Source organism: Pleionea litopenaei (assembly GCF_031198435.1).
Lineage (GTDB): Bacteria > Pseudomonadota > Gammaproteobacteria > Enterobacterales > Kangiellaceae > Pleionea > Pleionea litopenaei.
This window is the reverse complement of the sequence record NZ_CP133548.1, coordinates 3,205,547-3,231,041: the sequence shown is the minus strand read 5'-3', so window position 1 is coordinate 3,231,041 and position 25,495 is coordinate 3,205,547. Positions and strand designations below refer to the sequence as shown.

The following is a 25,495-nucleotide window of genomic DNA, read 5'->3' as shown; positions in this document are numbered from 1 at the left end:
TTTGCGCTTAATAGTAAACTCTGAATAATCTCCAATTCAATGATGTCAAAAAAATTATCGGTTGCTCGGGTTACTAGAGCTGTAGGTAATACTTCACGCCTTGCGCTTTTAAAAAAGCTTCTGCTTGGGCTCCCTGCAAAATGGCTAAGGTTGCAATTAAACCAGCCGACAGACATTGGTCAGCCAGCACGGTGACCGTCGCTGGCGAGCCTTCTGGGGGATACCCTGTCATAGGGTTTAAAATATGACCATACCGTTTACCCTGATGCATAATGAATCGCTCAGTATTACCACTGGTGCATACGCCCCCTGTTTTTAAGCGCACTGAGTGATTAACCGGTGTCACTTGGCTATCCACTCCAACCATCCAATATTCGCGAGTTTTTGGCGCAACGGTCACTCGTAAATCACCACCGAAATTGATCAAAACAGAGATCTCAGGATAAGCGGCCATGATGAGTTGAGCGCACCGGTCTACGGCGTATTCTTTACCAATCCCGCCAAAGTCAATTTCCATGCCTTCCGGTAACGTGACTTGATTGTGATCATACCGAATGTTCGACCAACCTATGTTGGGCAACAGAGCACTAACATCTGCGGCGGCGGGAAACTTCCCTTCTGGTCCGAACCGCCAGACTTTTCGTAAAACACCCGACGTTAAATCAAACAACCCCTCACTAATTTCAAAGCACTGGTTGGCAAACTCAAGTAACTGAAAGGTTTCATCGTCGATAGGCACAGGAATGCCGCGACTCGCATTGATCGCAGCACACAAGTTTGTAGAGAGGTAGCGACTGTACTTTTGTTCAATTCGAGCCGTTTCATTTTTAACTAATTCAAAGATGGCTTTCGCTTCGTCTAAGTCTTGAGTCTCTATAAGACACTCGCACGGACTGGCCATGGCCAAAAAGCTGCCGCGAAAACCAAACTCTGTCGTTGAAAATTGCTCGTTCAAATCGCTCTAAAATGAATAGGTCAATTGCAAGAATACCGCGTCCAGATCAGGGTAAATCTCTAAATCTGCCAACACGCCGGGGTGACTTGCAATTTCGTCATCGGCCGTTTGTTGATAATACGATAAGCGCAACGCCATGTCATTGCCGTCACCAGTTTTCCAACCATATTTCAGCCCCAACGTATAGGCAGTAAAGGAACCCAAACGATTGTCGGAAGAAATAAACTCTGGCAATGGCTGTCCGTCAAGAACATAAGGTTGATAAATCTCTGCAGCCGTTTGTTGATAGTATCTAAATTGTGGCTCGATAAAGCTATTTTCACCGATCCAAAAGTAATGTTTATATTCTACCGTTTGCGACTCTATTTCCCAGTCATCCGTCATATAGCGAAACGAAACATCAGCAACTGACTCATCAAAATGGTGCTTAGTTTGCCAAAAAATACTGTGTTTGGTTCGAGAGTCAGGACGACTTTCATAACGATTATCAAGAGCAACGCCACCGGCATCCACAATCGAGAAAATTTTGAAAGGATCGGTCAAGTAACCCGAAACATTCGAGTAAGAATAATTGAACTGCATGATCGTACGTCGATTAATGACTTGCGTCCAACCAAGAAGCAGATCGGTGGTTGTACGAGTATCACTCGAGTCTACACGCGTACTGTCAAACGCCGCTTGATAATCATCGTCGGTCGGAAACTGTCCTAAATCGACAACCATCGACGCCAATGGATCGGGAATACCACCTTCTGGCTCATAGGTATCAGACGCATACGACAAGCCGACCGAGAACGTTGAGTTCTTGTTGTTTAAATCCCACGCGAGGCTGCCATTCAATGCAAGTGATAGGTAGTCATACTCTTTAGAAAAGTGAACACCGTAGCTGGAGGTGACCGCTTCCCAAGCTGGCTTGGTCCATTGAGCATTCATCTGTAACCGAGTATCTCGAAAAGTATCATCTAAGGGAATTTCGCCACCTTCGACCTGATACTGACCTCGTCCGGAAGGGCGAGTGAAGGTTTGCACTCCTGGCTGAGCAACAGCACCGGACGGTGAAGCGCCCGTTAAACTATCGAGTACGACCTTAAAATTAAAAATATCGTTTACGTCGGCTTCTCGTGTCGCACTAAAGACGCCTTCAACGGCACTGACTCGATCGGTTTCACTGTAATATAAAAAGCCCGTGTCGAATGACCAGTTCTTTGAAAAGTCCCAGAACTCACCGTCTGCTTGTACCGGTGTTCCAAGTAGACCGCACGACGCCGCTGCAATTGCACTGGCAATTTGACCTCGATGGGTCGCCTGTTTTTTATCAACTAATTGCATCCGCAGCCTCCGCCAGCAAAACTGCGACCACCACTGGTCGCTTCTTTGGAGAAATAAATATGATCATCAAGCCCAGATTCGATAGGGTCAGACACTATTGCCATTTGTGGCTTGGCCAGTAAATCTCGCTCCCAGGGTTCGACACCTAATGTTCCGCAACCGGCTAATATTAATAAGCAGCCAATCAATGTCGCTGGCTTTACTGCCGCTCTGATACCTTTACTGTTCATTCGTCGCCTCTTTTTTCAGCGTTTGATTTTCCATACCCGCTTGCAATAACTTGCGAAGTTCGTTTTCGTACTCTTTTTGTTTTTCTTCATTGAAACCAACATGACTCGACACAGGTTTACCCGAGCGATCAATCACAAAACTCATTGGCATGCCTTTCAACTTAAATTGACGGGCTGTATCGCCATTCTCGTCATAAATAATGTCAAACTCGGCAGGGTTTTCTTTTAAAAAACCTTCAGCTAAGTGCCTTTCTTTATCCAAGTTCACGGTGATAATGGATAAACCGTGTGACTCATATTTGCGCTTCATATCGTTCATCCAAGGGAAAGAATGTCGACAGGGCTTACACCAAGATGCCCAAAAGTCGACATAGATGACCTTGCCATGAGCGTCTTGAATACGTTGCTTTAGATCGCTAACTGCATCGGCTCGCACCGACACCCAGCTGCTAGTGAGCAGAAATACGGTTAGCAGCGACTTTAAAATGACTTTGCCATCACCCAAACGACTCGCTAATGGACTCAACGGCTTACTCCTCTTAGGGTTAAACGATTCGGCATTATTTTCTGAAATACCAAAATATTTATCTTAAAATAGAAGGTAACCGTTAATTATGCCATTGGACATTTGCCCCTCTGCGCATTAACTTACTGATTAATAATAATAATTTAAATAATCTCAATATGAGAGAAGGTAATGGAACTAACTCTGCCTTAACCTTTCTAAGCAACGTTAGTCGGAGAAAAGAAAACTAAATATGATCAACTTTACCCTCAACCATCTAAGTCGATTAAAAATCGTTATCGTTTTTTTCACCTTATTGGTTACGCTAAACATCATCGACATTTATGACGACCTGCTTGAAGGCTCTTCGTTGTCTCACGTAATTGAAGAATCGATTATGGTTCTTATTTTTATTAGCATTATTCTCGTGTTGGTCCGAACGCTTATCTTCAGCCAAAATAAGTTAAAAGAAATTCGCCTCGAACTAAAAAACATCAACCAGTTGCATGCACAACAATCAGACGATATGCAGCGAGCACGAAAAGACTATAGCCAAACCATTCGATCGCAATTTTCTCAGTGGGGATTAACCGAGACTGAGCAAGAGATTGGCTTTTTGTTATTGAAAGGCCTCAGCCTAAAGGAAATCGCGTCGATTAGAGACGTCAAAGAAAAGTCAACTCGCCAGCAAGCCTCCAACATTTATTCAAAAGCTGGAGTCACTGGCCGACATGAGTTTGCAGGTTGGTTCTTTGAAGAGCTGAGCGACTAGATCAGCGCGATGGCTAAATAACTAACCGAGTGGATTAAGTACTTTCATACAAAGCACACACAGCGCCGGCAGGATCTTCGATAACGGCGTACTTGCCTCCCGCAGTTGGCGCTTTCAGAACTTTACCACCACGCTCGGTTACTTCGGCTAACGCAGTCTGTAAATTGTCGACGGCGAGGTAAACCATCCACACAGGGGGCAAGTCGGCATTGGCGCCTCGGGCATGACAGATCCCCACATCAGGCTCGTCTGGATTATCAGCGATCATATTAAAATCGTTATAATCTCCCATACTCACTGGGTTCGCTGTCCAACCGACGACGGCTGAATAAAAATCACGAATGTCTTTTGCATCCGCAACCGTTAAGTCCGTCCACAATATTTTCTTGGCCATGAAAGTTCCTCTCTCTATTTTGGAGTTAGCCAGCGTCGGATAGCTTGACCAACATGAGTATTATCATGATAGCCATAAAAGGCTGTTGCGCCAGGTCCAAAAGCATAGATGTTAACATCAACACCAGTATGACCATTGGTGGTCCACCCGGTCAGAGTTGCTCTGCTCATGACTCCAACTAACCACTTCCAAACGGCCTCTTTCTCCAACTTTTTACTGATTTCTTTCCACTGCTTTTGTTCATCGTCGGTTAACTCGATACCGCTATGTTGTAGAAACGCTCGGTTATTTCGAGTTGCCAAAATTTCCTTTTGATAGGCCGGTAAAGATTGCTCTAACCCTTTAATCGGCGCAACATTGTAAGCATAGACCGACTTCTTTTCTAAATTACGTCCAATCGACAAGCCACCGGTCTCGTGATCCGCCGTCACAATCACTAGCGTATCCCCATCTTTTTCAGCAAAGGCGATGGCCGCTTGTATTGCTTGATGAAAGTCATCCATCTCATTGACTACGCCTGCGATGTCGTTGGCGTGACCACTCCAGTCAATCTGACTTCCTTCCACCATTAAGAAAAATCCCTGCGGATTATCTAATCGAGTAATGGCCGCTTCGGTCATTTCTTTTAAGCTTGGCTCATCGTCGGTTCGATCAATGGCAGGTGATAACGCGACCTCTGCGAACAAGCCTGCTACTTTTTTGCTCGCTGTTAACAGCTCTTGTCGGGTGCGAACAATTTGATATCCAAAGGATTGCAACTCTTTGGTTAAGTCTCTATCGTCTCTCTTAAAGTAACGCCAGCCCCCTCCTAAAAAGACATCCAAAAGCGGTTGTTCATTCAACTGATTATCGACAAAAGCGTCGGCAATATCGTTGTATTTTCGACGACTATCAACGTGAGCAATAAAAGACGCTGGTGTGGCATGAACAATCTGCGAGGTTGCAACTAACCCGACTTTCTTTCCAACTTGCTTTGCTTGTTCCAATACCGTTGACATGGGTTGACGCTCTAAATCAACACCTACCGCACCATTATAAGTACGTTGCCCGGTACTGTAAGCGGTCGCAGACGCCGCTGAGTCGGTTACGATATACGTCGAATGTACATGATCATCAGCATCGGCTGCCGCCGCAGGCTCCGTCGCTAAGGTTCCTACTAAAAATGCATCCAAGGTTATAGGATCAACCCCCGCCGTTGCTAAATTATCTTTATATAACCGATAAGCTTTAATCTGTGCCGGCCCCATTCCATCACCGATCATTAAAATAATATTTTTCGGTGCGATCGTTTTTGTCGGTGGCTCAGCAAAAGAACTGGTCGAAGTTAGTAAAAATGCAATAGCCACAAAACAAACCTTGCGGCTCAGTAATTTTGAACAAAAAAACATGGAAATAGATTCCCCTTAAATGCCTTACGATTGCCAAGCCTTAGTTCGCCTTGACGCTATGCGGTCAGCGATTCTTGTAGGCTCTGGCAGTTTGTATCCACGGCTAAAGTGCATAACCCAAGCAGTGGCGTCTGATACCGTTATTAAATGACCCGGTGATACATAAATGGGTTTTACATTAACCCGAGAGCGCAGCGCACATCCCAAAATTTGGTGCTGATATTTTATCAAAGTGTGGAAGCCTAATTTGTTCTCTGGCTCACGACTTCGACCAAACAATAATTTTTTTGCCACACCAATCGTTGGTCGCTGAACCAATACGCCTAAATGACTCGCGATACCCACGCCTCTCGGATGAGCAATGCCTTGACCATCACAAAAAATAATGTCGGGAATACTCGACAAGCCCTCAAGCGCTTCTAACACGACGGGCAGTTCTCGATACGACAAATAGCCCGGCTGATAATCGAATTGCGGCGCTTGTTGGGCAACACACCACTCAATAAGTTCAGCGGTTATCGGATCAATCAAAACAGCTGCCGCTCGCAACTTACCGGATACGACATCAACACCGACATCCACACCGGCAACCTTCTTGGTCGAGTTGAGATTGCTGAGAGGAAAACTTTTCAGTTGAACTTGCGTCGCTAAACGACATTGATCGACTTTTGCCGCGGCAAGGCTATCAGGCCAATTTGACATATTTGTGACGATTTAAATTTAGCGTGCGCTACTCTAGGCTTAGCTATCGCATTTTTCAAGTCAGAATAGGCTACTTCTAGATACCTAGAAGTAGCGTCGCTTCAAATCAAAAGTAAAGGCGCTAGAAGCAAAGCGGTCACGACTAATAATGAAGACACACTCAGAAGTCGCACCGCTGAATTTTCACGGTTAGATTGAGACTCTTGATGTCGTGAAACCTGTTGTTGCTGCTGAATGCGTTGCGCCTCACTCAGCAAAACTCGGTCATTTTCAATGAAACGATGGTAAAGACGCTTTTGAAACGCATCGGAGTAGTATAAACCCGCTTGATAGGCATTGTCCGTTGTTCTGCGATACTCCTGTTGCCAAAACTCACCGGCATTTGTACAAGATGAACGTTCAAGCTCCCACATCACACCTTGTTGCATATCATAACCATGTGCGAGCAGCCAACGATCGAGCTGTTCTCTCCGCGCCAGAGGTTCTTCGTTTACCATGGAACGAGCGAGTGCTAAATACGCCTCAGCGTGGTGTTTTCCAGAGCTGGGTAAGGTGTTTGACTGCAAGGCATCAAACGCAGGGTATGCCACCGACATGAGATAACTCCTCAACTATCTTTATCGTTGAGCTTTTATCTTAGTGGTGATTTTTTACACAGTTATGACAATATTAGGTTTCTTGATCGAGTTTCTGCTCTATCGTGACCGTAGGAGAGATCATCTCTGCGGAATGCTTAAGTCGATCAAACGAAAAATACAACAAGGCAAAAATAAAGCTACTCGAAACGCTGAACCGTTTGTCACCAAACCATATCTGACCAACTTCCACCATTAAAATCCAAGCGGTGGCGACAAGCGGTATAACGTATTTATTCCACCCAAACTGCCATTGTGTAAAACCATGTCGCAAACAGTAGGCAATAGCTCCTAGAATAAAAACACTCTCAAAAATAACGAAACTATTAATCCAATGTGACCCGGTTAAAAAACCAGAAAAAGGGATCCATGAAAAATGACCTGAGGTAGGTTGTAGATGAAACGGATACCACACTCGTAACAACCACCAACACAATAAGAAAATAGCCAGTTGATGATCTTTAAATCGTGCGATAACCGGCAATGTTGCTATCGAGACCAGCGCAGCCAATACGTGGGACAGGGTCATAATATTTCGAACCAACACCGCTTGTACCAGCATAATGGCGATGACCATTCCCACCTGCTGCCACATTGAAGGCGATCGTGGCAGCATTCGAGCCAACAGCCACCAAAATAGACTCCAAAAGACCCAGTCATCTAGCCAATTAAAAGGCGACAGGAGATGCCAGTGAGTCAATGGGCGAAAACTGTAAACGATTTGTTCCCAGCGCAGTGACGGTATGAATGGAAACCATAAATAACCGAGCCAGCAGCAAACTAAAAATGCCGGTATTGCTCGCTCGGCAATCACTCGATCGCTTTGCATCCACGTTGCCATTTTCTGACTAGCGATGATTTTAAATGCTAACGCTCCAATTGCGATTCCCAGTAGGTTCGCCCAGGTATCGCTCATCGAGGCCACACGCGACGGGAGCATAACTTGTGCCATTTGTAACACCAAAGCATAAACACACGCGGCAAGAAGCAAACCGAAACGCCAGGTTCGATGTTCAGCCAACGAGCGATCATGCCAGCCAAAGGCAGCAATAAAACCCAATGGAATAAACAGCAGCACATTACCGAGCACATCACCACGTGAGGTCGCAGCACTGACATCAAATAGCCAATGCCACCAGTCATTATTCATGGCTAGTTCGAAATGAAAATTGAATGGATAGAGTGAGCCGTACCCGATAACTAGGGCGACCACCGCTAACATTCGACGCATACCGGGCTCGCTCTGTTTAGGGTTGCTGACGTTTGCTTTAGCGCATGCTACACTATGCCGCCTTGAAGGCCAACAAACAACCTTAATTCAATAACTTAGCGAACTAACTTGACGATAGATAAAGGTCAAGCCCAAGCCTTCTAGGCTAAAGCCTGCCAAACCAACCAAGAACGAACCTATAGATTAAATGAGCACTTTGTTAAGCCAATTGATAACCGACCGTGCTGCCGCAACGCCAGAAGCTACAGCTCTGCTGCACAAACAGCAGTCTTTGAGTTATCGCCAACTCAATAATGCCGTTAATCACTTTGCAAACCTTCTAGAGCAACTCAATATTCGAGCGGGTGATCGCGTCGCTGTTTATTTACCGAAACAGTTCGAAACCGTTATCGCTTTATTTGGTGCGCTGCATTTCGGCGCGGTCATGGTACCGATAAACCCTCAGTTACGAGCCTCTCAAGTCGAGCATATTTTAAATGACTCAGAGGCATCGATATTGGTTACCAGTCAACAACGTTGGCAGGGATTGCATCGTCCACAGCCGTCAGAACTCAAACATTTAACCAATGTCGTGTTGATTGACCGCCTCAGTGAAAACCTTCGTTCCGCTGTTCTGCCATCTACCATAAAGATGGTTGAATGGGCGTTGAACGTCGAAGAAAGTCGGCTATCAACTCCAAGCAATGATCATTTAGCACTCGCAGCTCTGCTCTACACCTCTGGCAGTACTGGTAAGGCCAAGGGCGTCATGTTGTCTCATCAAAATATGGTTGAGGGCGCTAAAAGTGTCGCTCAATACCTCGAAAACACGTCAAGTGATCGCTTACTCGCCCTGCTGCCATTAAGCTTTGACTATGGTTTTAGTCAATTAACCACTGCATTTTTAAGCGGTGCCAGTGTCGTGTTATTGGATTACTTACTACCAAGAGATGTTATTAAAGCAATCAATCACTACCAAGTGACTGGCGTCGCTGCCGTGCCTCCAGTATGGATTCAACTCAGTGAGCTCGATTGGCCCGAGTCTTTACCCAGTTTAAGGTATTGGACCAATAGCGGTGGTGCTATGCCAACCACAACCTTACAGCGACTACAGCAAGTCATGCCAAACGCGGCTCCTTACCTTATGTATGGACTTACTGAGGCGTTCAGAAGTACCTATCTACCGCCCGAACGAGTCATCGATAAACCCACCTCAATGGGTAAAGCCATTCCGAATGCTGAAATTCTAGTGCTCAATGAACACGGAAATCCGGTGGCTGCGGGAGAACAAGGAGAGTTGGTCCATCGTGGCGTGCATGTCGCTCAAGGGTATTGGCAAGCACCAGAGAAAACCGCTGAACGCTTTAAACCATTGCCTCATTGGGTGACTGGCGGAATCAGTGAAATTGCGGTCTATTCTGGCGATCAGGTGACGGTCGATGATGAAGGCTTTCTGTATTTTGTTTCCCGAAACGATGAAATGATCAAAAGTTCAGGCCATCGCATTAGCCCGCAAGAAATCGAAGAGGTTATTTATCAAATTCCCGACATTGCCGAGTCGGCCGTGTTGGGAGTTCCTCATCCAGTATTGGGCCAAGGTATTCTGCTGCTATACTGTCCCAAGGAAGGCAAGGAATTAGCACAAAATGACATCCAAACTCATTGTCGTCAGCAGCTGCCTAACTATATGCAACCACATGCATCTATTAAGCAAACAACATTGCCCAAAAATGCCAATGGAAAAATCGATCGAGCGCACCTTCGACAGGTTTATAATGATTATTTCACAGCGTAGTCACACTAAAATGAACCGAGCGCCTAACTAATGTCTGCAACCAATAAAGTAAAACCTACACACTGCGAGATGAGCCAGTTTGAAACGTCGGGCGATCAGCTAGTGATCAATCATGTTCCTGTTTCTCAGCTGTGTGATCGCGTTGGTCAGACACCCTTTTATGCTTACGATCGCAGCGTCATCGCCAATAATATTCATCAGCTGCGAGAACAGTTTAATTCGTTAGCCAATCTTCACTATGCGATCAAAGCAAACCCGATGAGTGCTTTGGTTGACTTTATTTCACCATTAGTCGACGGGTTAGATGTCGCTTCAGGCAAAGAATTAACGGTCGCCTTAAACAGTGGTATCTCACCGAATAAAATTAGCTTCGCTGGCCCAGGAAAACAATCCCAAGAATTGCTAATGGCGATTGCTGCGGGTGTCACTATCAATGTCGAATCTGCCATCGAGTTAGAGCGAATCATGCGAATTTGTGATTCTTCAAATTATGCTGCCAATATCGCATTACGGGTTAACCCCGACTTTGATCTAAAAGCCTCTGGTATGAAAATGGCCGGAGGTGCGCAGCAGTTTGGCATCGATGCTGAGAAGATTGCGCAACTAACCCCTCTGTTACAACACGAGAAAATAAACCTTAAGGGCTTACATATATTTACCGGTTCACAAAATTTAAAAAGTGAAGCCATTCAAGCCGCGCATAATAATATTTTTGAACTGGCAGCAAAATTAAGCGAACAGCTCAATTGCTCGCTTGATCATTTAAACATTGGAGGTGGTTTTGGCATACCCTATTTTCCCGGCGAAACGCCATTAGATTTACCGCCGATTGCCGACAACCTCGCCAAATTACGAAAAGCATATCAGAAACAATTCTCTACCACGGAAATAATATTAGAACTTGGTCGCTATCTGGTCGGCAACGCTGGCGTGTATATAACCCGAGTGATCGACATTAAACAATCTCGAGGCGAAAACTTCGTTATTGTTGATGGCGGCCTCCATCACCATTTATCTGCGTCAGGCAATTTTGGTCAGGTCATTAGAAAAAACTATCCCGTTAAAATTGCGAATAAAATCAATCAAACACAGTCGCAAACTGCAACCATAACCGGTCCTTTGTGTACGCCTTTAGATCTCCTTGCGAAGAACATGCAATTTCCAGAAATTGAAATTGGCGATCTCGTGGCGGTGTTTCAGTCAGGAGCTTATGGCTTTACAGCGAGTCCGAGAGACTTTTTAAGCCATCCACAACCCATCGAAGTATTAGTTTAAAAGAAGAAGAAACTGCTATGTTAGGTCTACGTCACTTGTATTTTAATTTAGTTAAGCTACCACTTAAATGGCTGGTTAAAGTGAAAACCCTTCCAGAAAACCCCATTGAGTCACTCGATCTAGATACTACCAAGCCCATTTACTATGTTATGCGCACTCGCTCTACCAGCAGCTTTTTAATGTTGCAGCAAGAATGCGAAAAACACGGCTTACCGCAACCTAACTATCTGTCTTCCAATCAAACAGAAGTGCCTAACGGCGGCGCTTTTTTTATTCAACACAAACAGATATTTGGTAGACGTCCGTCAACCATTACCAAGTATGCCAATCAACTCGAAAAACTCTTAGAACAGCATCAAGACAATGTAGACGACATACAATTGGTTCCTGTGTCTATTTATTGGGGACGCAACCCAGGAAAAGAAAAGTCATTGCTAAGACTCTTTTTCACAGATACGGAAAGTGCAACACCGTTCCGAAAGTTTTTAATTTTATTATTCCAAGGTCGCAATAGCTTTATAAACTTCGGACGTCCTTTGCAATTAGCGCGTCTTGGAAAATCCCAAAGTGCGAAAGTTAATGTTCTTAAAATTGTCAGAACATTAAGAGTTTATTTTCATCGTCAATGGATCGCAGCCATGGGTCCATTAGTCGCCAACCGCAAGCAAATGATTACCAGCTTAATGGCTGACGACAAAGTCATTGAAGCGATTAAACGAGAACAAAAAAAGAAAAACTTAACTTACCGTAAAGCACAAAAGCTAGCCTTAAAATACGCCGACGAAATTGCTTCAAGTTACTCCTACAAAACCGTTCGGTTTATGAGTACCGTTCTTTCATGGTTGTGGAACAAGATGTACGGCGGCATCAAAGTACAAAATGCAGAGAGAGTTCGGGAATTAGCGAGTGACCACGAAATTGTTTATGTGCCTTGCCATCGAAGCCACATCGATTATTTGCTGTTGTCTTACGTTTTATATTATGAAGGTTTAGTTCCACCACACATTGCAGCGGGTATTAATCTAAATTTCTGGCCAATCGGCAGCATATTGCGCCGCGGTGGTGCATTTTTTATTCGCAGAAGCTTTAGTGGAAACAAACTCTACACGGCCGTTTTTAACGCTTATTTTCATTCTTTGCTCAACAAAGGAATTCCCGTTGAGTTTTTCCCAGAAGGCGGCCGCAGTCGTACCGGCCGATTGCTTCAACCGAAAACGGGCATGATGAGCATGATGATTCAAAACTTTATGCGAGGATGCCGCAAACCGATCATGGTCGTTCCTGTTTATGTCGGCTATGAACGAATGATGGAAGGAAAAAGTTACGTAAAAGAAATGCAAGGAGCGCAAAAGAAAAAGGAATCAATGGGACAACTGTTAAAAGTACGCAATCAGTTAAAACAACGTTACGGGAAAGTTTATGTAAACTTTGCTGACCCGATTAATTTAGAATCTTGGTTATCACAATCGGATGAAAACTGGCGAAGCCACAAGACCGATGAAAAGCCTGCTTGGCTTTCTGAGTCGGTAAGTAATCTTGGTGAATTGTGCATGACCCGAATTAACCAAAGCACCGTTGTAAATTGTGTCAACTTAACCAGTTTGATTTTACTCTCTACTCAACGACGAACACTGGGCAAACAAGAACTGGCGAGTCAACTTGAGTTATATTTGAAATTTCTGAAAGAGCTCCCATACCATCAAGACATAAACTGTGCCTATGATAGTGCCAAAAGCATTATCGATGAAGCCAAGCTTCTAGGTGCTTTAAATGAATTTGAAAATCCATTAGGAAATCTATGTCAAATTACTGAACGCTCCGCAGTATTAATGACTTACTATCGGAACAACATTATTCATTTATTTGCGCTTCCCGCGTTAATTGCGTCTCACTTCAGACAAAAAAGCAGCATTAAAAAGCAGCAACTTATAGCTGGTTGTAAAGCGCTCTATCCGTTATTGAAACGAGAGTTATTTTTGTCTTATTCAGACTCAGAGCTTAATCAAGCGATTGATCAAACCTTATCGTTTTTCGATTCTCACGGATTATTAGAAGTCGTCAATGACGATATATTACGACCTAAGCTCGAAAGTGAAGCTTTCTCTAGCTTGATGTTGCTTGCAGATACATTGCGCGAGACTTTGGAGCGATATGGAATAACACTAACTCTTTTAGCAACGCATGCTGGCGTGGGTGCCATTAGTCGTGCAGAACTTGAAAACCAAAGTCAAAAATTAGCGCAACGCATTGCTGCGCTTTACAGCATTTATGCGCCGGAAGCTTTTGACAAAAGTTTATTCCAGCAAATCGTCAGCACCTTGCGACAAAGTCATCTTATTACCAATGGTGAAGGGGGGAGCTGTCGATTAGCGGTAGCGTACCTGACTTACAACACTTGGTGATGTCGCTATTAAGCCATCAAGCGCAAGAAAGCTTACTGAAAACCGCGCGTTGGGCAATGAAGAAATGGCGCGAGGACGATTAACTCGTCTAACCGCCGATTGCGTAATGCAAAGCAATACCTACAAAAATACTCAGCCCGATGTAATTGTTATTCAAGAATGCTTTGAAGCACTGATCGGGTTGACGCTTACGAGTAATCCAGAATTGATAGGCCATAAAGCCCACACTTGCCAATAGTGATAGATAGTATGGCCATGTTAAGTCGTAACGATTTCCGAGTAGTAACATGCCAAATAGAAAGAACCCTTGAATCATCGCAATGATCGGTAGGTCGGCGTCGCCAAATAAAATAGCGGTCGACTTTATTCCTATTTTCATATCGTCTTTACGATCGACCATTCCATAAAAAGTATCGTACGCCAATACCCACAATAATGTTGATATATACAATAACCAAGCTTCTGGCGGTACAGTATTAGTTGAAGCCGCATACGCCATAGGAATTGACCACGCAAAAGCAGCACCTAAGATAAGCTGAGGAAAATAGGTGTAGCGTTTCATATAGGGATAAAGAGAAGCAATAATAATGGCGACAAACGACAAAGTAATGGTCAATACGTTGAGCAGTAATACTAAGCCAAACGCGACCAAACTCAATACTAGAAATAAAGCGACGGCCTCTTTCGTTGAGACGGCTTTGCGAGCTAATGGTCGCGCTTGAGTACGCTCAACATGCCCATCAAACTTTCGGTCAGCAATATCGTTGATAACACAGCCAGCCGAACGCATTAAGAAAGTACCGCAAATAAACACAAATAATAAAAACAGTGAAGGCGCGCCTTTTTCAGCGAATAACAGAGCCCACAGCGTTGGCCACAACAAAAGATAGGTACCAATCGGTTTGTTCATGCGCATTAGCAGAGAATACTCTACTAGCTTCGATGCATAAGGTTGTGGAACTTTCTGCCAATAGATTTCACGCACCGACTTAAACAGCCAAGGCGCTTTTTGGTTGACCCACTTAGACCAAATCAACCAATAATCTTTTGTTGTCTTTTCGCCTAATCCCATAATTTAGTCATTTTTAGAGTTGCTAGTATTGTATCCCATAGACTGCTGATAAATGGGATGATCGGGTAAAAAAACCTCTTTTAACAGCAATGGAAAATTATCAATATAAAATATTGAGCGACGACACCATAATGCTTGCGAATCGACATGTTGGTTCCACTGAACTTTCGCTATCTTAAAAAAATCAATGGCGTGCCGTTGAGCTCTCAGTCGATTGAACAGCACTGGACCTAAAGGTTTCTGTTTCAACAACCTTAGGCGACCAGCCGCTGCATTCATCAGAGCTAATGGTACGACGGTTCTAGCCATTACCCAAGCTCGTCCTGAAAATGCCAGTTCAACTTCCCGTATCCATCCCCATTGACGATTTGCCAGAGCTAAAATCTCCTGTTCATCGCGAATAAGTTTTTGCATGCCCTGGCTTTGCACGGTCACCGCCATGGCTTCACCGGTCCATTGTTCCATTTTCTCGGTAAGAGATCCGGTAAAGGTCAGCCACTCATTATGTTCGTTCATGCCAGAGATAGTTCTATCTAACTTCAATAATGTCCTGATTGTATCGTGAATGTTTGTAATATCGAAACTCACAACCCCAAAATATTCAGGTTGATGTCGAAAATTGAGAATTGGCAAGCAACGTCTATACTTAGCGAAGAAGACTCCGCTGGAGCCCAAAAGGCTCTATGACACGATTATTAAACAGCTCACTCAACCACTGACATTTAAAAGACTATGCGCACAAACCCATATTTGCTACTGATTTCGCTGTGTCTCGCAGCCAGCTTTTTACACGCTCAAGAAGAACCTGAGCCAGTTAAGGAAGTACATTATTTCGATCTCGACCCGAATATAATTACCAATTATCAAAAGCCTCCATCCCGTCGCCTCGGTTTCATAACCATCGATGTTCAATTTCAGGTAAGTTCAGTTGCAAACTTAGATGCTCTCGAGTATCACAAACCTCTTATTGAAGACACGTTAATCGATGTCATTAACTCACAGGACGAAACGATCATCAAAGATATTGCGCAACGAAATGCTATTCGCGACAAAATCAAACAACGACTGAGTGCCGTATTAAAAGAAGAAACAGGCGAACCAATCATTGAAGATGTGCTTTTCACGAAGTTCATCTATCAATAGTTAGTCCGTGTTCTTTAATTAGAGTCGCTCTCTGCATAAGGGTACTGTAGCTTCCAAGCTTCAAAACCACCATCCATACTGTAAACATCATGAAAGCCCTGTTGGTTAAAAAACTCCGCCGCTTGCTGGCTAGAGTTTCCGTGGTAACACACCACCACCAATGGCTTATTTTTATCGGCGCTGTCTAAAAATGTTGGCAGCGATTGGTTGTCGACGCGAATCGAACCTTCAATATGTCCCAAAGCATACGATTGTGGATCGCGAATATCGACAACCTGAGCTTCCGCCTCTTGTTGCAAGCGATTGGCTTCAACGATAGCAATGCGTTTAAACACGTTTATTCTTCTCCATTCTTTAAGCGTCGATTGCGCTACGATTCACAGAACGTAATTTTAAATGAAACACTTTTACATCAAGCAACGCGAGAACCATACCCGTCAAGAAGCCGACACAATGCGCAGCATTAGCCGTCGATCCTAATATTCCTGTGAAGCCAATGGCAATGTATATACCCAAGCCCAAAAGAGCACTAAGCGGTAAGCTTGATTGAAATTTAGTCTGTAATTGATGTCGCAGGATCATATAACTTGCAGCGCCTAGGCAAACACCCGACAATCCGCCAAAAACGCCCTCTTCTACCGTCGCCCAAGACTGCGCCAAGTTTGAAGCCAGTGCAATTATAGCAACATGATAAGTGAGTGTTGCGCTGCCGACTTGCTGCTCAATTCGACCACCTAACCACCACCACCAAACCAGATTAAACACCAAGTGCATCCACCAAGAGCCAAATACCGGAAAGTGCATAAATATTGGCGTAATAAGTCGAAAGATTTGTCCTGATGCAATCTGCTCCAGATTAAAATTAAACCAATAAATTAGCTGATTATTAACGAACAAAATAAGTAAAGTAACTAAAATAGCAAGCACGCTCACTATTCTCGTCACCCAACCAGATGAACGCCACAACTGCCGCCAAATACTCGTCCCATTGGCTTTCGATGTGCTCCTGATTGACTTGCCGGTTTGCCAGGATGCGGCAAGAAAGCGCGGGTCATTTGGATGATTTAAAAACTCTTCCAGGACTCGTTTTGCAGGCTCCAAGTCTGCTTCGTTGTTCACCACGATAACTATTTGTTCAGCATATTGAGTGGGCTGTGCTGATATTTTTTGAGCGGTCAAAAAGTCACAAACAGCAAGTGCAGCTCGTTGCGAAGGAACGGCTCCCACAACATACCAATCACTCATAGACTTTAATTACCTTGTGCTGACCGAATCATATGGATATGGTCAATGCCATCTTCGTCGTAAACATCCGATGAACGTTGAAAACCAAAGCTTTGATAAAAGCGCTCTAAATACAACTGAGCGCCAATCTCTGTTTCTTGCTCTGGCCAATGCTGATCAATATAAGCCAAACCTTCTGCTACCAGTTCACGCCCCACACCGAAGCGACGGAAGTCACGATGAGTACAAATACGACCTATCGAACATCGATTGTTGTATTCCTCAAACTGAGGAAACAAACGCAATGTTGCAATCAAACGACCATCAAACCAACCGAGTAAGTGAAGCGCCTGCTGGTCGAGTCCATCGATGTCGTGAAAAGGGCAATTTTGCTCAACAATAAAAACATCTTGCCGCAATGCTAAAGCAGCTAACAGCTGATCTCGAGTTAAATCAGAATAGTTTGCCCATTGCCATGTTACCGCGACGGATTCTTTAGGCTCAGCGTCTTGACTCATGCGCCAGTCCAATCCAAGACCACTTTGCCAGACTGGCCCGAGCCCATCGCATCAAACCCATTCTGGAATTCATCCACTGAATAGCGGTGAGTAATGATCGGAGAAATGTCTAGCCCAGACTGCAACATGCTCACCATCTTGTACCAAGTTTCATACATCTCACGACCATAGATACCTTTTATCACCAAACCTTTGAAAATCACCTGGTTCCAATCAATCCCCATTTCACCTGGAGGAATGCCTAACATGGCAATCTTGCCACCATGGTTCATCGTATTGAGCATTTGCTGGAACGCCGACGGCACACCAGACATTTCTAAACCGACATCAAACCCTTCGGTCATCCCAAGCTCATTCATGGTGTCTTTTAAGGATTCTTTGGCGACATTGACAGCCCGAGTCGCGCCCATTTTGGTGGCTAGCTCAAGACGGTATTCATTCACATCGGTAATCACAACATGGCGCGCACCGACATGACGACACACAGCTGCCGCCATGATTCCAATCGGTCCAGCGCCGGTTATCAACACATCTTCACCAACCAGATCAAACGATAATGCCGTATGCACCGCATTACCAAAAGGGTCAAAAATAGACGCAAGATCATCAGAGATATCATCAGGAATTTTAAAGGCGTTTTCAGCCGGAATGGCTAAGTATTCAGCAAACGCGCCCGCACGATTAACACCAACACCAACGGTATTACGGCACAAATGACGACGCCCTGCGCGACAGTTACGGCAATGCCCACAAGTAATGTGCCCTTCACCTGACACTCTATCGCCGACTTTAAAGCCTTTAACCTCTTGACCAACCTCGGCAACCTCGCCAACGAACTCGTGCCCAACAACCATCGGAACCGGAATGGTTTTTTGCGACCAGTCGTCCCAATTATAAATATGCATGTCAGTGCCACAAATGGCCGTTTTACGGATTTTGATCAATACGTCGTTATGTCCGACTGCGGGACGTGGTTGATCAGTCATCCAAATGCCAGGCTCTGATTTTGCTTTGGTAAGTGTTTTCATGTGTTGCTTCCGCCCGTTGATTGCACGTCTTTGGCAACCACCAAAGACGATTTAATTGGATAAAAAACTGCGCTTGATTGCATACAGGTCTAGATAATATTTAACGCTTTGCCTACTTTTTCAAATGCGGCAACCGCTTTGTCGATATGATGTAACTCATGCGCAGCTGACATTTGTGTGCGAATACGTGCTTGGCCTTTCGGTACCACAGGGAAACTAAACCCAACCACATAAACACCTTCTTCTAACATTTTATCGGCAAACGATTTTGCCAGCGCCGCATCACCGATCATCACCGGAATAATCGGATGCTCGCCTGGCAATAAATTAAACCCAAGTTCGGTCATCTTGCTACGGAAGTGTTCTGCATTTCTTCGCAGTTTCACTCGTAACTCATCGCCTTGCTCCAACATGTCTAAAACCGTTAATGAAGCTTCAGCAATGACCGGAGCCAAGGTATTTGAGAATAAATAAGGGCGCGAACGTTGACGCAACCACTCAATCACTTCTTTTTTACCTGAAGTATAGCCACCCGATGCGCCACCCAGCGCCTTACCTAGGGTACCGGTGATAATATCGACACGCCCCATGACATCACAATACTCATGAGTACCACGTCCCTTATCACCAATAAATCCAACAGCATGGCAATCATCCACCATCACTAATGCCCCATGGGCGTCAGCTAGGTCACAAATGGCCGGAAGATTGGCGATATAGCCATCCATCGAAAACACGCCATCGGTCGCGATAATGATATTTTTAGCACCATCTGCGCGGGCTTGTTTAAGTTGGGCTTCTAATTCCGCCATATCGTTATTGGCATATCGATATCGCTTCGCTTTACACAAACGAATTCCATCGATGATCGACGCATGATTTAACGCATCAGACACGACAGCATCTTCTGGACCTAAAAGCGTTTCAAATAATCCGCCATTGGCATCAAAACAAGAGGGATACAAAATGGTATCTTCCATGCCAAGAAATTGACTGATTCGTTGCTCCAGCTCTTTATGTACGGCTTGTGTACCGCAAATGAAGCGCACGGATGCCATACCAAAACCCCACTTATCGAGTCCTTTCTTTCCGGCTTCGATCAGAGCGGGATCATTGGCTAACCCAAGATAATTGTTCGCACAAAAATTCAATACGTTTTGGCCAGTGGTTACATGAATATCGGCTTGCTGCTGAGAGTCGATGACTCGCTCTTCTTTGTACAACCCTTCCTCGTGAAGTTCTGCTATCTGTTGCTGCAGCTGTTGGTAAAAATCTTGTTTCATTACACCTTATTCCTGTCAGTCGAAATTAGCCGAATTGTAGCATATTCTTGGCCTCAACTCGCCATACAAACCTGTCGGACCAATCGCCCCCACTAACGAACACCACCACTTTGAGATTTGTTGTCTATACTTGATAAAGATTTCAATTATTTCAAGTTGTTACGATGAATGGCAATGCCTTCCCTCTCCTTATTGGGCTAGAACTGGCGGTCCTACTTAACTTGGTGTTAGGTGCTGGTTTATGGTTTTCTTTTCGCGAGTTAAAACGCTTGCGAAAAAACTACATGGCGACGCGGCGAGATCACGCTCGATTGAAGCGCCAGATGGTCGAGCAACGGGCATCCGATGAAGCGCCCGACGACTCATCACAGAACTACTTTGACAATCAACTTGAACAGCTTCAGCAGATATTTGCCGAGGAATTTCCTGAGCAGTCGATTGATTCAGAGGTCGATACTGATTCGCTAAAACAATGGATTTATCACTTACGCTACAAACTACTAACCTTTGACCAAGAACACTTTCAAAACCCGATAGCCAGTACAGAATTACTCGAGTCATTTGAACAACAGTTGGAATCACTCCGTCCGCTGTCGAAGGCGGCCGCGACAGAGCCAACGAGCGCGTCACCGCATCATCGTGAGCAGCATCAACATGAAGACAGTCATTATCGAAATTTATACGATGAGCTTTTGATCACTCTGCAAAAGAGCAAAGAAACCATTCGCTCGCTTGCGTTACGTTTATCCGACATCATCGACGATGGTATGGACGAAGATAAGCTCAATGCTTTGCTTGAAGAGTTGAATAACTCAATGGAAGCCTTTGGTGAACTCTCGGGTATTACCACCAGTGATACCGCCAATCAACTAGAAGATGAAGTAAAAGCCATTCGTTTAGCCTACGAGAAGGGCATGAACTTAATGGAAAATTTTGAGAATGCATTAAAACATCAAGACGATGTAACGCAAGCAGTGAATGAACATTATAACGTGGTTGATGCCAATCGAAATAATTACGAATCAGGAGAAACTCTCGATCGCGATCAAGTTCTGGCCAATAATAAGCGTTACACTCGGATGCTCGACGAAGCAAAATTGTTCATCGAACACTTAGGTAATGAACTCAATAACGGCAAAGAAATTATTGGTGATTTTCTAGCGATGACCCGTAAGTTTCAAGATCAATCGACGCGCATCGTGATTCTTCAGTCTCGTGAAAAACAATTAAACTCCGACCTAAAACAGCTTAAGCTATCCAACCAAGATGCCCTATCTTTTTTGGCCGCCCGAGATCACCAGTTGCTCGCATTGCACCGTAAATACGTTGAAGAGTCAGCCTCTGAATTAGATGAAAAGTTGTGCGTTCTGGCCGGAGAAATCTATCGCATCGAAGTGGAAATTAGTGAACTGAATGGCCAAGAAGACAGTGGTGCTCGAAACAAACGGCAAGAGTTAGTTAAGAAACGTCTTGCCGTTGAAGAGCAAATCAAAGAATTGTGTGAGCCAACTTAAGCATAAGCTTCTGGATCATAAATTTCGCGACCAAATGGCGTAAAGCCTAACCGCATCATTTTAAAGTGCTGCAAGCCAAAAGGAATGCCAATAATCGTGAAGCATAGAGCAATTCCCCAAAACAAATGACCTAAAACCACCCAAATGCCACCAAATATTAACCAAACAATATTGGCTAATAAATTTAACGTCTCGCTACTCGGTTCTTGAATACGCGCTCGCGTATCGCTGCCAAACGGAAACAATGAGAAAATCGCTAACTTAAAACACTGAAACCCCCAAGGAATACCTATGATGGTAAAACACAAAGCAATTCCACCGGAAAGGTAACCAAGGAACACCCAAAATCCACCCAGGATTATCCATAAAATATTCATCAATAAACTCATCAATTACCCTCTTAGGCTAGCGTCGTTGAGTTAAAACTCAATGTTTAAAAGACCATGGTTTAGAAAGAACAACTACCCTAATGCAATTCAGCGGCCAAAAATTAAGTGCTTAAAATTCATAGGGTTAGAATTAGACTTTCGCTCCAATAGGTCAAATTCGTTATTTCTTAGTCAAAACGTCCATGCCTGATACTAACCTGAAAGTTACCCTTCTAGAACCCAATAAACAGGCTCACGTGAGCCGAGCAACAATAAAAACGAGCAACAATAAAAAAGGCCGCAAATGCGGCCTTTAAACTAGAGCAATTTGACAAGCAATTAAGGTAGCAAGTGACTCACTGCGTCACGCTCTTCAGCAAGCTCTTTTTCTGTCTCAGCAAGCTTCGCTTTACTGAACTCATTAATTTCTAGGCCTTGAACAATTGACCAGTCGCCGTTTTTGCATTCGCAAGGGAAAGAGAAAATGAGACCCTCTTGAATACCGTAAGAACCGTCAGAATAAACCGCCATGCTGACCCAATCATTGTCTTGCGAGCCTAGTGCCCAATCACGCATGTGATCAATCGCTGCATTGGCTGCTGACGCTGCCGATGAAGCACCACGCGCTTTAATGATCGCCGCTCCGCGTTGTTGAACGGTAGGAATAAAGTCATTCTCATACCAATCTTGTTCAACCTGCTCAATTGCAGTCGCGCCATTAACTTTTGCATGAAATAGATCGGGGAACTGAGTCGAAGAGTGGTTACCCCAAATTGTCATGTGTGTCGCAGCAGTCACTGCGTTGTCAGTTTTTTGCGCTAACTGGCTCAATGCTCGATTGTGATCGAGACGTGTCATCGCCGTAAAGTTACGAGGGTCAAGATCAGGAGCATTACGCTGTGCAATTAATGCATTGGTATTTGCTGGGTTGCCAACAACCAACACTTTTACGTTTTTGCTCGCGTAATCATTTAATGCTTTCCCTTGCACCGAGAAAATCGCTGCATTGGCTTCTAGCAAATCTTTACGCTCCATACCTGGTCCACGTGGACGAGCACCAACTAACAATGCGTAGTCAGCATCTTTAAAAGCAACATTTGGATCATCAGAGCAAATGACATCGGCCAATAAAGGGAAAGCGCAATCGTCAAGCTCCATTTTAACGCCTTGAAGCGCATCCATAGCAGGAGTGATATCTAACAATTGAAGAATTACTGGTTGGTCGTTTCCAAGCATTGCACCTGATGCAATTCGAAACAATAAAGCGTAGCCGATTTGACCCGCAGCGCCGGTGACTGCAACGCGAACTGGTTGTTTCATCCCGATTTCCTCTTGAATTAATCTCAAAAAAGCGCTGCCAACAACTTAGCCAAAACAGCGAATTTGTGCTGGCAACAGATTCATGTAATAACGGCGCCGGATTCTAGCATAATTGTCGCTTAGGATCTCGCGTAATCCAATCCTCACGACTAAAGTCGCACCTTTCAATAACGACCGGTCATAAACAACCGAGTCGACGGGTGTAAGCTTAGTCAACTTATTGGAAAATTACAGGGTGGTAACCTGGCTCATTTAAACTTGGCCGTACTCTTCTCGTCCACTCATCCAACGCGCTATCAGTGCTTGGGCGGTATCCGGTTGCTGAGCCAATAGCTCGCGAGCGACCTGCTGGACTTTAGGCAATAGCACTTGGTCTCGCATCACGTCAGCAATTTTAAACTGCAATAACCCCGTTTGACGGGTTCCCAGTACTTCCCCTGGCCCGCGGATCTCCAAGTCTTTCTCTGCAATCTTAAAACCGTCATTGGTTTCGCGCATAATCTCTAAGCGAGCTTGCCCGTTTCGCGACAAAGGCGCTTGGTACAGTAAAACACAATGACTCTCTCGTTGCCCTCGCCCAATCCGACCACGCAATTGATGTAATTGGGCTAATCCCAGTCGTTCTGGATTCTCTATCACCATTAAATTGGCATTGGGTACATCAACACCGACTTCTATCACCGTTGTCGCCACCAAAAGATCAATGTCGCCCTGTTTAAAGCCCTCCATAATGGCCTGCTTTTCAAACGGCTTTAGGCGCCCATGAACCAAACCAATCGAAAGTTCCGGCATGTTAACGGCTAACTGTTCAGCGGTTACTTCGGCCGCTTGAGCTTGTAACTCTTCAGATTCATCAATCAAAGTACAAACCCAATAGGCTTGTGCTTTATCTCGTCGACAGGCCTGCTCCACTCTTGCCACCACTTGCTCGCGCCGAGCGTCAGGCAACACCAAGGTTTGAACTGGCTTTCTACCAGGCGGCAGCTCATCAATAATCGAGGTTTCTAGGTCAGCGTAAGCGGTCATCGCCAAGGTTCGAGGTATGGGCGTTGCAGTCATGATCAACTGATGTGGCACGCGACCTTGATAACGCCCTTTCTCTTTCAGCGCCATTCGTTGGTGCACGCCAAATCTATGTTGCTCATCGACGATCACCAAAGTCAATTTAGAAAACTCAACCGTCTCTTGAAACAACGCATGCGTGCCGACCACCAGTTGTGCTTCACCACTGGCTATTTGACTCAACATTTCGCGGCGTTCCCCCGCTTTAAGTTTACTGACTAAGAACCCACATTGAATGTCCAATGCCGAGAACCAATCTGAAAAGTTATTCCAATGTTGTTCCGCTAATATTTCCGTAGGGGCCATTAAAGCGACTTGGAAACCTTGTTCGATAGCCTGCAGCGCGGCCATTGCAGCGACCAGCGTTTTACCCGCCCCGACATCCCCTTGCACAAGGCGCAACATTGGGTGCGGCTGTTTTAAATCTTGTTCAATTTCGTCAATCACTCGAACCTGAGCACCGGTTAGCGAAAACGGAAGCTGCTGCAACATGGCTTGGTTTAATTGTTTGGCAGCCGCCAAAGGCCAAGCATCTTCTCGTACCACTTTATTTCTTAATCGCAACATGCTCAATTGAAAAGCGAGCAACTCTTCCATGGCTAGGCGTTGCCGTGCGGGGTGCTCACCATCGATTAACTGGGTCAGCGACGTTCCTCTTGGCGGTCGATGCACAAACCTTAGAGCAGCGGCTAAATCATCCATTTGAAAGTGATGCTTGATCGTCTCGGGAAGCAGCTCAGGTAAAGAATCATGGTGCAACTTAGCAAGTACTTGATCGGTCAACTTTCGCATCAAAGGCTGTTTCACGCCATCAGTAACCGGATAGACTGGAGTTAATTGATCGCTCAGAGGAGGCCGAGAAGGGTCTTTCACCCAAGTCATTTCAGGATGAACCATAGACGCAACCCCCGAAACGTAGGTGACATCACCAAAACACAATAACCACTGGCCAGGTTGCAAACGATTTTGTTGTGCTTTCGAAAAATAAAAGAAACGTAAATCCATGGAACCACTCGAATCAGAGACTCGGCAGATAAGAGTTCGACGCTTTCCAAAACGAATTCCTGAGTGCTCAACCTTAACTAACACCTGAGCGGATTGCCCTTGAGATAGCCCAGCAATTGGGAGAACTCGGGTACGATCTTCGTAACGTAACGGTAGATGAAACAGTAAATCTTGCCAGGTTTCGATGCCCATACGGCTCAGCTTTTCACTGACCGCGGGACCAACGCCATTCAACTCTGAAATATGGTAATCACTGAGATTCATCCATCAACCTGCACTAATGATTATAAGCAAGAGGGTTTTATACAAGGAAATATCATAAAACATTCGTCACAATTTCGCTAAACTTAAACTTCAGCTGCGAGA

The 25,495-nt window shown here is 44.8% G+C and carries 25 protein-coding genes; 6 read left to right on the top strand and 19 right to left on the bottom strand.

The window, feature by feature from the left end; genetic code table 11:
- Nucleotides 1-73: 73 nt before the first annotated feature.
- From Q9312_RS14515 to Q9312_RS14500, 4 genes are read right to left on the bottom strand one after another with little or no spacing between them, the layout of a single operon-like run.
- A complete protein-coding gene (locus Q9312_RS14515) occupies nucleotides 74-955 on the bottom strand; it encodes an FAD:protein FMN transferase (RefSeq protein ID WP_309201577.1) in 882 nt (293 codons plus the stop codon).
- A 6-nt stretch (nucleotides 956-961) separates the two neighbouring features.
- On the bottom strand, nucleotides 962-2,284 hold the full coding sequence (locus Q9312_RS14510; protein ID WP_309201576.1) for a DUF3570 domain-containing protein: 1,323 nt from the start codon (nucleotides 2,282-2,284) through the stop codon (nucleotides 962-964).
- A complete protein-coding gene (locus Q9312_RS14505) occupies nucleotides 2,275-2,514 on the bottom strand; it encodes a DUF4266 domain-containing protein (RefSeq protein WP_309201575.1) in 240 nt (79 codons plus the stop codon). Before Q9312_RS14505 ends, Q9312_RS14510 begins: the two co-directional genes overlap by 10 nt.
- Nucleotides 2,504-3,040: a TlpA disulfide reductase family protein gene (locus Q9312_RS14500; RefSeq protein ID WP_309201574.1), complete on the bottom strand. Its 537-nt coding sequence runs from the start codon at nucleotides 3,038-3,040 to the stop codon at nucleotides 2,504-2,506. The genes Q9312_RS14505 and Q9312_RS14500 overlap by 11 nt, the downstream gene beginning before the upstream one ends.
- Before the next feature lie 232 nt (nucleotides 3,041-3,272).
- Here Q9312_RS14500 and Q9312_RS14495 point away from each other — a divergent pair, with 232 nt between their 5' ends.
- Entirely contained in the window at nucleotides 3,273-3,791 is a 519-nt protein-coding gene (locus Q9312_RS14495; protein WP_309201573.1) for a helix-turn-helix transcriptional regulator, read from the top strand.
- A gap of 34 nt (nucleotides 3,792-3,825) precedes the next feature.
- Here Q9312_RS14495 and Q9312_RS14490 read toward each other — a convergent pair whose 3' ends face one another.
- The 5 genes from Q9312_RS14490 to Q9312_RS14470 form a co-directional block, all read right to left on the bottom strand.
- Nucleotides 3,826-4,185 carry a VOC family protein gene (locus tag Q9312_RS14490; RefSeq protein WP_309201572.1) on the bottom strand — a complete coding sequence of 120 codons (360 nt, stop codon included), beginning with the start codon at nucleotides 4,183-4,185 and terminating at the stop codon, nucleotides 3,826-3,828.
- Nucleotides 4,186-4,199: 14 nt separating this feature from the next.
- Nucleotides 4,200-5,531: an alkaline phosphatase gene (locus Q9312_RS14485; protein ID WP_309201571.1), complete on the bottom strand. Its 1,332-nt coding sequence runs from the start codon at nucleotides 5,529-5,531 to the stop codon at nucleotides 4,200-4,202.
- 66 nt (nucleotides 5,532-5,597) lie between these two features.
- Entirely contained in the window at nucleotides 5,598-6,275 is a 678-nt protein-coding gene (locus Q9312_RS14480) for an endonuclease V (RefSeq protein ID WP_309201570.1), read from the bottom strand.
- A 101-nt stretch (nucleotides 6,276-6,376) separates the two neighbouring features.
- A complete protein-coding gene (locus tag Q9312_RS14475) occupies nucleotides 6,377-6,871 on the bottom strand; it encodes a hypothetical protein (RefSeq protein WP_309201569.1) in 495 nt (164 codons plus the stop codon).
- 73 nt (nucleotides 6,872-6,944) lie between these two features.
- Nucleotides 6,945-8,141: a VanZ family protein gene (locus Q9312_RS14470; RefSeq protein WP_309201568.1), complete on the bottom strand. Its 1,197-nt coding sequence runs from the start codon at nucleotides 8,139-8,141 to the stop codon at nucleotides 6,945-6,947.
- Nucleotides 8,142-8,328: 187 nt separating this feature from the next.
- Here Q9312_RS14470 and Q9312_RS14465 point away from each other — a divergent pair, with 187 nt between their 5' ends.
- The 3 genes from Q9312_RS14465 to plsB are packed head-to-tail and all read left to right on the top strand — an operon-like array spanning nucleotide 8,329 to nucleotide 13,592.
- Nucleotides 8,329-9,915, top strand: a complete 1,587-nt coding sequence (locus Q9312_RS14465; protein WP_309201567.1) for an acyl-CoA ligase (AMP-forming), exosortase A system-associated — start codon at nucleotides 8,329-8,331, stop codon at nucleotides 9,913-9,915.
- Between the two features lie 30 nt (nucleotides 9,916-9,945).
- The gene (locus Q9312_RS14460; RefSeq protein ID WP_309201566.1) at nucleotides 9,946-11,190 is read left to right on the top strand and encodes a pyridoxal-dependent decarboxylase, exosortase A system-associated; all 1,245 of its coding nucleotides are present in this window, start codon (nucleotides 9,946-9,948) and stop codon (nucleotides 11,188-11,190) included.
- Nucleotides 11,191-11,207: 17 nt separating this feature from the next.
- Complete coding sequence (gene plsB / locus Q9312_RS14455; RefSeq protein ID WP_309201565.1) at nucleotides 11,208-13,592, top strand: glycerol-3-phosphate 1-O-acyltransferase PlsB; 2,385 nt, start codon at nucleotides 11,208-11,210, stop codon at nucleotides 13,590-13,592.
- An 88-nt stretch (nucleotides 13,593-13,680) separates the two neighbouring features.
- Here the strand turns inward: plsB and ubiA are convergent, their stop codons facing one another.
- Both ubiA and Q9312_RS14445 read right to left on the bottom strand, forming a co-directional pair.
- The gene (ubiA, locus tag Q9312_RS14450; protein ID WP_309201564.1) at nucleotides 13,681-14,664 is read right to left on the bottom strand and encodes a 4-hydroxybenzoate octaprenyltransferase; all 984 of its coding nucleotides are present in this window, start codon (nucleotides 14,662-14,664) and stop codon (nucleotides 13,681-13,683) included.
- A 3-nt stretch (nucleotides 14,665-14,667) separates the two neighbouring features.
- Nucleotides 14,668-15,180, bottom strand: coding sequence for a chorismate--pyruvate lyase family protein (locus Q9312_RS14445; protein WP_309201563.1), 513 nt, complete (start codon nucleotides 15,178-15,180; stop codon nucleotides 14,668-14,670).
- 216 nt (nucleotides 15,181-15,396) lie between these two features.
- Here Q9312_RS14445 and Q9312_RS14440 point away from each other — a divergent pair, with 216 nt between their 5' ends.
- Nucleotides 15,397-15,807 (top strand): flagellar basal body-associated FliL family protein, encoded by a 411-nt coding sequence (locus tag Q9312_RS14440; RefSeq protein ID WP_309201562.1) that lies wholly within the window; start codon nucleotides 15,397-15,399, stop codon nucleotides 15,805-15,807.
- Nucleotides 15,808-15,821: 14 nt separating this feature from the next.
- Here the strand turns inward: Q9312_RS14440 and glpE are convergent, their stop codons facing one another.
- The 5 genes from glpE to Q9312_RS14415 form a co-directional block, all read right to left on the bottom strand.
- Nucleotides 15,822-16,142 (bottom strand): thiosulfate sulfurtransferase GlpE, encoded by a 321-nt coding sequence (glpE, locus tag Q9312_RS14435; protein ID WP_309201561.1) that lies wholly within the window; start codon nucleotides 16,140-16,142, stop codon nucleotides 15,822-15,824.
- 19 nt (nucleotides 16,143-16,161) lie between these two features.
- Entirely contained in the window at nucleotides 16,162-17,052 is an 891-nt protein-coding gene (locus Q9312_RS14430) for a rhomboid family intramembrane serine protease (protein WP_309201560.1), read from the bottom strand.
- A gap of 5 nt (nucleotides 17,053-17,057) precedes the next feature.
- The gene (locus Q9312_RS14425; protein WP_309201559.1) at nucleotides 17,058-17,549 is read right to left on the bottom strand and encodes a GNAT family N-acetyltransferase; all 492 of its coding nucleotides are present in this window, start codon (nucleotides 17,547-17,549) and stop codon (nucleotides 17,058-17,060) included.
- The gene (gene tdh / locus Q9312_RS14420) at nucleotides 17,546-18,577 is read right to left on the bottom strand and encodes an L-threonine 3-dehydrogenase (protein WP_309201558.1); all 1,032 of its coding nucleotides are present in this window, start codon (nucleotides 18,575-18,577) and stop codon (nucleotides 17,546-17,548) included. The genes Q9312_RS14425 and tdh overlap by 4 nt, the downstream gene beginning before the upstream one ends.
- 89 nt (nucleotides 18,578-18,666) lie before the next feature.
- Nucleotides 18,667-19,860 (bottom strand): glycine C-acetyltransferase, encoded by a 1,194-nt coding sequence (locus tag Q9312_RS14415; RefSeq protein ID WP_309201557.1) that lies wholly within the window; start codon nucleotides 19,858-19,860, stop codon nucleotides 18,667-18,669.
- 164 nt (nucleotides 19,861-20,024) lie between these two features.
- Between Q9312_RS14415 and Q9312_RS14410 the strand changes: the two genes are divergently transcribed.
- The gene (locus tag Q9312_RS14410) at nucleotides 20,025-21,374 is read left to right on the top strand and encodes a hypothetical protein (protein WP_309201556.1); all 1,350 of its coding nucleotides are present in this window, start codon (nucleotides 20,025-20,027) and stop codon (nucleotides 21,372-21,374) included.
- On the opposite strand, the gene Q9312_RS14405 is transcribed toward Q9312_RS14410, so the two are convergent.
- The 3 genes from Q9312_RS14405 to recG form a co-directional block, all read right to left on the bottom strand.
- Nucleotides 21,371-21,763 (bottom strand): YccF domain-containing protein, encoded by a 393-nt coding sequence (locus Q9312_RS14405; RefSeq protein WP_309201555.1) that lies wholly within the window; start codon nucleotides 21,761-21,763, stop codon nucleotides 21,371-21,373. The two genes, Q9312_RS14410 and Q9312_RS14405, sit on opposite strands and share 4 nt — an antisense overlap.
- 318 nt (nucleotides 21,764-22,081) lie before the next feature.
- On the bottom strand, nucleotides 22,082-23,062 hold the full coding sequence (locus Q9312_RS14400) for a malate dehydrogenase (RefSeq protein ID WP_309201554.1): 981 nt from the start codon (nucleotides 23,060-23,062) through the stop codon (nucleotides 22,082-22,084).
- 252 nt (nucleotides 23,063-23,314) lie between these two features.
- Complete coding sequence (recG, locus tag Q9312_RS14395) at nucleotides 23,315-25,393, bottom strand: ATP-dependent DNA helicase RecG (protein WP_309201553.1); 2,079 nt, start codon at nucleotides 25,391-25,393, stop codon at nucleotides 23,315-23,317.
- Nucleotides 25,394-25,495: the final 102 nt, after the last annotated feature.

Excerpts from the sequence above, each read along its gene's own strand:
- Q9312_RS14510 (WP_309201576.1), bottom strand. The coding sequence starts at position 2,284 with ATGCAATTAGTTGATAAAAAACAGGCGACCCATCGAGGTCAAATTGCC.
- Q9312_RS14505 (WP_309201575.1), bottom strand. The coding sequence starts at position 2,514 with ATGAACAGTAAAGGTATCAGAGCGGCAGTAAAGCCAGCGACATTGATT.
- Q9312_RS14495 (WP_309201573.1), top strand. The coding sequence starts at position 3,273 with ATGATCAACTTTACCCTCAACCATCTAAGTCGATTAAAAATCGTTATC.
- Q9312_RS14490 (WP_309201572.1), bottom strand. The coding sequence starts at position 4,185 with ATGGCCAAGAAAATATTGTGGACGGACTTAACGGTTGCGGATGCAAAA.
- Q9312_RS14480 (WP_309201570.1), bottom strand. The coding sequence starts at position 6,275 with ATGTCAAATTGGCCTGATAGCCTTGCCGCGGCAAAAGTCGATCAATGT.
- Q9312_RS14475 (WP_309201569.1), bottom strand. The coding sequence starts at position 6,871 with ATGTCGGTGGCATACCCTGCGTTTGATGCCTTGCAGTCAAACACCTTA.
- Q9312_RS14470 (WP_309201568.1), bottom strand. The coding sequence starts at position 8,141 with ATGCGTCGAATGTTAGCGGTGGTCGCCCTAGTTATCGGGTACGGCTCA.
- Q9312_RS14465 (WP_309201567.1), top strand. The coding sequence starts at position 8,329 with ATGAGCACTTTGTTAAGCCAATTGATAACCGACCGTGCTGCCGCAACG.
- Q9312_RS14460 (WP_309201566.1), top strand. The coding sequence starts at position 9,946 with ATGTCTGCAACCAATAAAGTAAAACCTACACACTGCGAGATGAGCCAG.
- plsB (WP_309201565.1), top strand. The coding sequence starts at position 11,208 with ATGTTAGGTCTACGTCACTTGTATTTTAATTTAGTTAAGCTACCACTT.
- ubiA (WP_309201564.1), bottom strand. The coding sequence starts at position 14,664 with ATGGGATTAGGCGAAAAGACAACAAAAGATTATTGGTTGATTTGGTCT.
- Q9312_RS14445 (WP_309201563.1), bottom strand. The coding sequence starts at position 15,180 with ATGAACGAACATAATGAGTGGCTGACCTTTACCGGATCTCTTACCGAG.
- Q9312_RS14440 (WP_309201562.1), top strand. The coding sequence starts at position 15,397 with ATGCGCACAAACCCATATTTGCTACTGATTTCGCTGTGTCTCGCAGCC.
- Q9312_RS14430 (WP_309201560.1), bottom strand. The coding sequence starts at position 17,052 with ATGAGTGATTGGTATGTTGTGGGAGCCGTTCCTTCGCAACGAGCTGCA.
- Q9312_RS14425 (WP_309201559.1), bottom strand. The coding sequence starts at position 17,549 with ATGAGTCAAGACGCTGAGCCTAAAGAATCCGTCGCGGTAACATGGCAA.
- tdh (WP_309201558.1), bottom strand. The coding sequence starts at position 18,577 with ATGAAAACACTTACCAAAGCAAAATCAGAGCCTGGCATTTGGATGACT.
- Q9312_RS14415 (WP_309201557.1), bottom strand. The coding sequence starts at position 19,860 with ATGAAACAAGATTTTTACCAACAGCTGCAGCAACAGATAGCAGAACTT.
- Q9312_RS14410 (WP_309201556.1), top strand. The coding sequence starts at position 20,025 with ATGAATGGCAATGCCTTCCCTCTCCTTATTGGGCTAGAACTGGCGGTC.
- Q9312_RS14405 (WP_309201555.1), bottom strand. The coding sequence starts at position 21,763 with ATGAGTTTATTGATGAATATTTTATGGATAATCCTGGGTGGATTTTGG.
- Q9312_RS14400 (WP_309201554.1), bottom strand. The coding sequence starts at position 23,062 with ATGAAACAACCAGTTCGCGTTGCAGTCACCGGCGCTGCGGGTCAAATC.
- recG (WP_309201553.1), bottom strand. The coding sequence starts at position 25,393 with ATGAATCTCAGTGATTACCATATTTCAGAGTTGAATGGCGTTGGTCCC.